Origin of the sequence: Rhodovarius lipocyclicus (assembly GCF_009900765.1) — a bacterium.
Classification (GTDB): domain Bacteria; phylum Pseudomonadota; class Alphaproteobacteria; order Acetobacterales; family Acetobacteraceae; genus Rhodovarius; species Rhodovarius lipocyclicus.
This window is the reverse complement of record NZ_JAAABL010000044.1, coordinates 21766-28017: the sequence shown is the minus strand read 5'-3', so window position 1 is coordinate 28017 and position 6252 is coordinate 21766. Positions and strand designations below refer to the sequence as shown.

The window sequence follows — 6252 nt, the reverse complement described above, 5'->3', positions numbered from 1 at the left end:
TGGCAGGTGTTCTTCTCGCGATTTCCTCTCGCCACACTCGACCTCAGGGACGAAACACCCCATCTCAAAACCGTCAGGGATGTCTCCGTACACCTGTCAAACATCTCTCCAGTCTGAACACCCCCGAGAACCCCCCATTACTTTTTGGGAGTTTGGGGTGGATCGGAGCCTGAAAAGGCTTTCTGATAAATTATATAATTATATCAATTACATAGAATCGGCACTGGCCCCAAACTGCTCGCAGGGGCCTGGGGAGATCTCATCTCCCCAGCGGATGGGGTCTGGGGAAGGCGGCGCCTTCCCCAGTCTTCACCCCTCCGGAAAAAACCGGTTCTTCGGCCGTTGCAGCCCCAGGTTTTCCCGCAGCGTGTTCCCTTCATAGGCGGTGCGGAACAGTCCGCGCTTCTGCAATTCCGGCACCACTGATTCCACGAAGCGTTCGAACTGTGTCGGGAAGTAGGGCGGCATGATGTTGAAGCCGTCGGCGGCCCCGCCTTCGAACCATTCCTGCATGGTGTCCGCGATCTGTGCCGGCGTGCCCCACACGATGCGGTGCCCGCGTGCGCCGGCCACCAGGTTGGACAGCTGGCGCAGGGTCATGTTGTCGCGGCGCGCCATCTGGGTCAGCAGCCGGGCGCGGGATTGCAGGGCCTCGGATTCCGGCAGTTCCGGCAGCGGCTCGTCGAGGTTGTAGCCCGACAGCTCATGCCCGATGCGGTCCGACAGCAGGCGCAGGGCGGCGACGGGGTCGATGCCGGCCTGCAGCTTCTCGAATTCGGCCCGCGCCTCGGCCTCGGTGGCGCCGACCACGGGGCAGAAACCGGGCATCACATGCAGGGTATCGCGCGCCCGGCCCGCCTCGGCCATCAGCCGCGCCAGGCTGTCGCAGAAGGCCTTGGATTCCTCCAGGCTCTGCTGGGCGGTGAAGACGGCGTCGGCGGTGCGGGCGGCCAGGCGCTGGCCGGGCAGCGAGGACCCGGCCTGGATCACCACCGGGTGCCCCTGCGGCGGGCGCGAGGAATTCAGCGGCCCCTTCACCGAGAAATACTTGCCCTCATGGTTCAGCGTGTGGATGCGGTCGGGCCGCACATACACGCCGCTGTCCTTGTCCTTGGGGAAGGCATCGTCGGCGAAGCTGTCCCACAGCCCCTTCACCGTATCGAGGAACTCCTCGGCGATCGCATAGCGCTCGTCGTGGGAGGGATGCTCGCCGCGCGTGAAGTTCGCGGCCGAGCGGGCGTAGGAGGTGGTGACGGCGTTCCACGCCGCCCGCCCGCCCGAGAGGTGATCGACCGAGGCGAAGGCGCGCGCCACGTGATAGGGCTCGCCATAGGTGGTGGATGCGGTGGCCGCGAGGCCGAGGTGCTTGGTCGTCATCGCCAGCGCCGAGAGCAGCGCGATCGGTTCGATCCGCACCACGAAGCTGGGGTGCATGTCGGCGGCGGAGGACAGGCCATCGGCCAGGAACAGCATGTCGAACAGGCCTTCCTCGGCCGTGTTGGCGATGCGCTGGATCAGGCCGAGATTCTCGCCGCCGAATTCGGCCAGCGGGTGCCGCCAGCCGGAAACGTGGTGGCCCGCCCCCTGCATGAACAGGCCGAGATGCATCTGGCGGGGCTTTGCGACTGGCATGGTGCTTTCCTTGATCCCTGCCTGACGGTTACGCCCAGGCAGTGGTACGGACAAGTGGTGCGGACAAGCCTGGACGTGCCTACCGCAGCGCGACCCGCTTCAGCACCTCCGCGCAGGCCAGATACAGCACCACCAGCCCCAGCAGCGCCCCCAGCAGCCCCGCCGGCAGGGCCGCGAAGCCCAGCCACGGCCCGAGCGGCCCCAGCGCCAGGAACACCGCCACCGCCAGCGCGCCCAGCGATGTCGCGGCCAGCGCCGGGTGCGGTAGGCTGCGCCAGAAGGGGCCGGCACTGCGGATCAGGAAGATCACCAGGATCTGGGTGGCCATGCTTTCCAGGAACCAGGCGGTGCGGAAGATCTCCGGCCCCGCCTGGAACACCCAGAACAGCAGCGCGAAGGTCGCGATATCGAACACGGAGGACAGCGCGCCCATGATCAGGGTGAAACGCAGCAGCGAGGACATCTGCCAGCTATGCGGCTGGGCCAGGGCCGCCTCGTCCACCGTGTCGAACGGGATGCCGGTTTCCGAGACGTCATAGAGCAGGTTGTTCAGCAGCACCTGCACCGGCGTCAGAGGCAGGAAGGGAATGGCGATGGAGGCCAGCGCCATGGACAGCATGTTCCCGAAATTGGAACTGGTGCCCATGCGGATGTATTTCATGATGTTGGCATAGGTGCGCCGGCCCTCCATCAGCCCATCCGCCAGCACGCCCAGATCGGGTTCCAGCAAGATCAGGTCCGCGGCCGCGCGGGCGACATCGGTGGCGCCCTGCACGGAAATCCCGGCATCGGCGGCATGGATGGCGGGGGCGTCGTTAATGCCATCGCCCATGAAGCCCACCGTGGCGCCCCCCTTCTGCAGGGCGCGGATGATGCGCAGCTTGCCCTCGGGCGAGATGCGGGCGAACAGGTCCACATGCTTCACCCGCCGGGCCAGGGTGGCGGTGGGCATGGCGTCCAGCTCCGGCCCGGTGATGATCCGGCGGGCCTTCATCCCCAGCGCCTGGGCCAGATGCGCCACCACCGGCGCCGCATCGCCCGAGATCACCTTCACCCGCACCCCCGCCGCCGCCAGCCGTTGCAGCGCCACGGCGGCGGAGGGCTTCGGCGGGTCCTCGAACAGGCAGAAGCCCACCAGGCACAGGTCGCGCTCATCCTCGCGGCTGGCCTGTTCCGCCGCGAGGGGGCGGGTGGCCACCGCCAGCATGCGCAGGCCGGCACTGGCCTTCTCGTGCTCCAGGGCGGCCAGCTGCGCGCGCAGGGCGGCATCCAGCGGGCGCACACCCTCCGCGGTCTCCACGCTCGTGCAGCGGTCCAGCACTGCCTCCGGCGCGCCCTTCGTGATCAGCAGCCGCTGCCCGTCGCGCTCCGCCAGCACGGAGGCGCAGCGGCGTTCGAAATCGAAGGGGACATCATCCACCCGCCGCCAGCCTTCCGCGCCGCCGGCGCTGAGGATCGCCACATCCAGCGGCCCCGGCACCCCGGCCGCCAGCCCCGCATTCGCCCGCGCCAGATCCAGCACGCGGGGGTTGTCCGCGCCGGAACTGTCCGGGTGGCCCGCCAGGGTGATCCGCGCCTCGGTCAGCGTGCCGGTCTTGTCGGTGCACAGCACGTCCATCGCGCCCAGGTCATGGATCGCGGCCAGCCGCTTCACCACCACCCGCCGCTTGGCCATGCGCGCCGCCCCGCGGGACAGCGTGACGGTCATGACCATCGGCAGCAGCTCCGGCGTCAGCCCCACCGCCAGCGCCACCGCGAACAGGAAGGATTCCAGCGGCGGCCGGGCGAAGACCAGATGCGCCAGCAGCACGAACAGCACCAGGAAGGTTGTCAGGCGCACGATCAGCACGCCCAGCCGCCGCACCCCGAGCTGGAAGGCGGTGGGCGGCGCATCGGCCTCCAGCGAGGCGGAGATGGCCCCGAAGCGCGTGGCCGCGCCCGTGTGCACCACCAGCATGGTGGCCGTACCGCTGACCAGTGCGGTGCCGGAGAACAGCGCGCCTTCCTCCGTGCCGTTCGCCACCGATTTCTCGGCCGGATAGACCTCGCCGGTCAGCAGCGCCTCATTCGCATGGGCATCACGCGCGGCCAGCACCAGGCCATCGGCGGGTACCAGCTCCCCGGGCGAAAGCTCCAGCACATCGCCGGGCACCACCTGCTCCACCGGGAGCCGCACCACCGCGCCATCCCGCCGCACCCGGGCCGAGAGCGCCACCTGCTGGCGCAGGGCATCGGCCGTGGCCTCGGCCCGGCGTTCCTGCACGACATCCAGCGTGACGGAGAGCGCCACGATGACCGAAATGATCAGGAAGCTCGCCACATCGCCGCTGAGGCCCGCGATCCCGCCCGCGATCAGCAGGATCAGCACCAGCGGCTCGATCAGCCGCCGCCCGATGCGGGCCAGCAGGCGCCGGTTGGGCGGCGGGGCCGGCAGGTTGGGACCGTATTGCCTGAGCCTTTCGGCGGCCTCCGCGGTGCTGAGCCCGCCCTCCCGCGTCTTCAGCGCCAGCAGGGTGTCGGCCGGGGATTGTTGCCAGAAGGTGGGCTGGGAATCGGACATGGGCGCAGCCTAACCCAGCCGGACCAGCCTGCCATATGATACGAGGGAGGCGCACCTCCCTCATGTCCGGGGCCAGGATTATTTGCGGCGGGTGTCCATCACGATGCCCTGCTCGCGCAGCGCCTCGATCTCGTCCTCCGAGAAGCCATGGCTCGCCAGCACCTCGTCCGAATCCTGGCCGAAGCGCGGGGGTTCGCGCCGCGTGCCGCCCGGCGTGCGGGACAGCTTGATGGGCGTGCCGAGGCCCCGGAACCAGCCGAGTTCCGTCACCATCTCCCGGTGGGCGGTGTGGGGCGCGTTCAGCGCCTCGTCCACATGGGTCACGGGGCCGGCGGGCAGGCCGGCGGCCAGCATGCGCGGGCAGAGGTCGAAGCCGTCCTCCGTCGCGAAGCGGGCGTTCAGCACCTCCGTCAGCGCCTCGCGGTTGACCACGCGGCTGCCATTGGTGGCGAAGCGCTCGTCCTTCGCCAGATCCGGGATGCCCAGGAACTGGCAGAATTTCCGGAAGGTCCCGTCATTGCCGCAGCCCACGAAGATGTCGCAGGTCTTGGTCTTGAAGGTGGCATAGGGCGCGAGGTTCGGGTGCGGGTTGCCCGTGGCCACCGGCCGCTTGCCGTTCAGGAAGTAGTTGGCCGAATGCGGGTGCATCAGCGCCATGCCGCAATCATGCAGCGTCATGTCCAGATACTGGCCCTGGCCGCTGCGCGCGCGCTCATGCACCGCCATCAGGATGGCGATGGTGGAATACAGGCCGGTGGCGATATCCACGATAGGCGTGCCCAACCGCGTGGGGCCGGAGGTGGCGGTGCCGTTGGTGGACATCAGCCCCACCATCGCCTGCACGATGGCGTCATAGCCCGGGAAGCCGCCGAGCGGCCCCGTGGCGCCGAAGCCCGACACCCGGCAATGGATCAGCTGCGGGAATTTCTTGGACAGCACTTCCTCATAGCCCAGGCCCCATTTCTCCATGGAACCCGGCTTGAAGTTCTCCACCAGGATATCCGCGCCCTCGAGCAGGCGCAGCAGCACCTGGCGGCCCTCGGGCTTGGCCAGGTCGAGGCCCACGCTCTTCTTGTTGCGGTTCACGCCGATGAAGTAGCTGGCATCGCCCTCATGGAACGGAGGGCCCCAGTCGCGCACCTCATCGCCCTGGGGCGGCTCCAGCTTGATCACCTCGGCGCCATGATCCGACAGGATCATGGTGCAGTAGGGCCCGCCCAGCACGCGCGTCAGGTCGATCACCTTGAGGCCGGCGAGCGCTCCCGCGCCCTTGGCCAAACCCTTGCCTTCCGAAATGGGAAGCGCGTCCGTCATGCGGCAGCCTTTCTGTTGAACACCCGGGCGCAGAATTCCGGGTAGGTTTCCAGCATCTCGTCGCAGACGGCCCCGCGCAGCAGCGCGAGTTCGTCGGGCGTCGGCGCCGGGGTGAAGGGGATATCCCCCTGCACATCGAAATCGAAGCCGGTGGCGGCGCGGATCTCCTCCACCGTCTCACCAGGGTGCAGCGATTGCAGGCTGAAACGCCCGCGATCGGGATGGAAGCGGAACACGCAGCGCCCGGTGACCAGCGCCTGGGCATGGCCGCGCCGGAACACGCCCGGGGCCGAGACGCCGGGGGCGGAGATGTTGTCCACGCGCTCCACCAGCACGCGGGGGGAGTGTTCCTCGCGGAACAGGATGGTGCGGTGGGTCATCATGTACATGAAGGCGCTGCCGAAACTGCCGGGGAAGCGCACACCCTTCCCGGGCCATTCCCCGGTGCCGACCAGGTTCAGGTTGGCCTGGCCGTCGATCTGCCCGCCGCCCAGGAAGAACAGGTCGATGCGCCCCTGGCCGGTCAGGTCGAACAGCTCGCGCGTACCCTCGGTGAAGGGGTTGCCGCTGCGCTTGTGCAGCAGGGAAAGCCGCACCGGCGCGCCCTGCTTGGCCACCAGCCAGCAGGCGGCCGCCGGCACCGGGGAAGCCGCCCCCACCGCGATGTGCCGCGCGGGGGGCGCCTCCGGGTCTCGGATCAGGCGGGCCAGGGTGACGGCCAGCAATTCCTCGGTGTTGTAGTCCAT

The 6252-nt window shown here is 68.7% G+C and carries 4 protein-coding genes; all 4 read right to left on the bottom strand.

Annotated elements, in window-relative coordinates:
• Nucleotides 1-309: 309 nt before the first annotated feature.
• Nucleotides 310-1632 (bottom strand): LLM class flavin-dependent oxidoreductase, encoded by a 1323-nt coding sequence (locus GT007_RS19060; RefSeq protein WP_160123253.1) that lies wholly within the window; start codon nucleotides 1630-1632, stop codon nucleotides 310-312.
• 79 nt (nucleotides 1633-1711) lie between these two features.
• Nucleotides 1712-4192, bottom strand: a complete 2481-nt coding sequence (mgtA, locus tag GT007_RS19055; protein ID WP_160123252.1) for a magnesium-translocating P-type ATPase — start codon at nucleotides 4190-4192, stop codon at nucleotides 1712-1714.
• Between the two features lie 78 nt (nucleotides 4193-4270).
• Nucleotides 4271-5506 carry a CaiB/BaiF CoA transferase family protein gene (locus GT007_RS19050; protein ID WP_160123251.1) on the bottom strand — a complete coding sequence of 412 codons (1236 nt, stop codon included), beginning with the start codon at nucleotides 5504-5506 and terminating at the stop codon, nucleotides 4271-4273.
• Nucleotides 5503-6252 (bottom strand): CoA-transferase, encoded by a 750-nt coding sequence (locus GT007_RS19045; RefSeq protein WP_160123250.1) that lies wholly within the window; start codon nucleotides 6250-6252, stop codon nucleotides 5503-5505. The genes GT007_RS19050 and GT007_RS19045 overlap by 4 nt, the downstream gene beginning before the upstream one ends.

Coding starts and splice junctions, on each gene's coding strand:
- GT007_RS19060 (WP_160123253.1), bottom strand. CDS start 1,632: ATGCCAGTCGCAAAGCCCCGCCAGATGCATCTCGGCCTGTTCATGCAG.
- mgtA (WP_160123252.1), bottom strand. CDS start 4,192: ATGTCCGATTCCCAGCCCACCTTCTGGCAACAATCCCCGGCCGACACC.
- GT007_RS19045 (WP_160123250.1), bottom strand. CDS start 6,252: ATGGACTACAACACCGAGGAATTGCTGGCCGTCACCCTGGCCCGCCTG.
- GT007_RS19050 (WP_160123251.1), bottom strand. CDS start 5,506: ATGACGGACGCGCTTCCCATTTCGGAAGGCAAGGGTTTGGCCAAGGGC.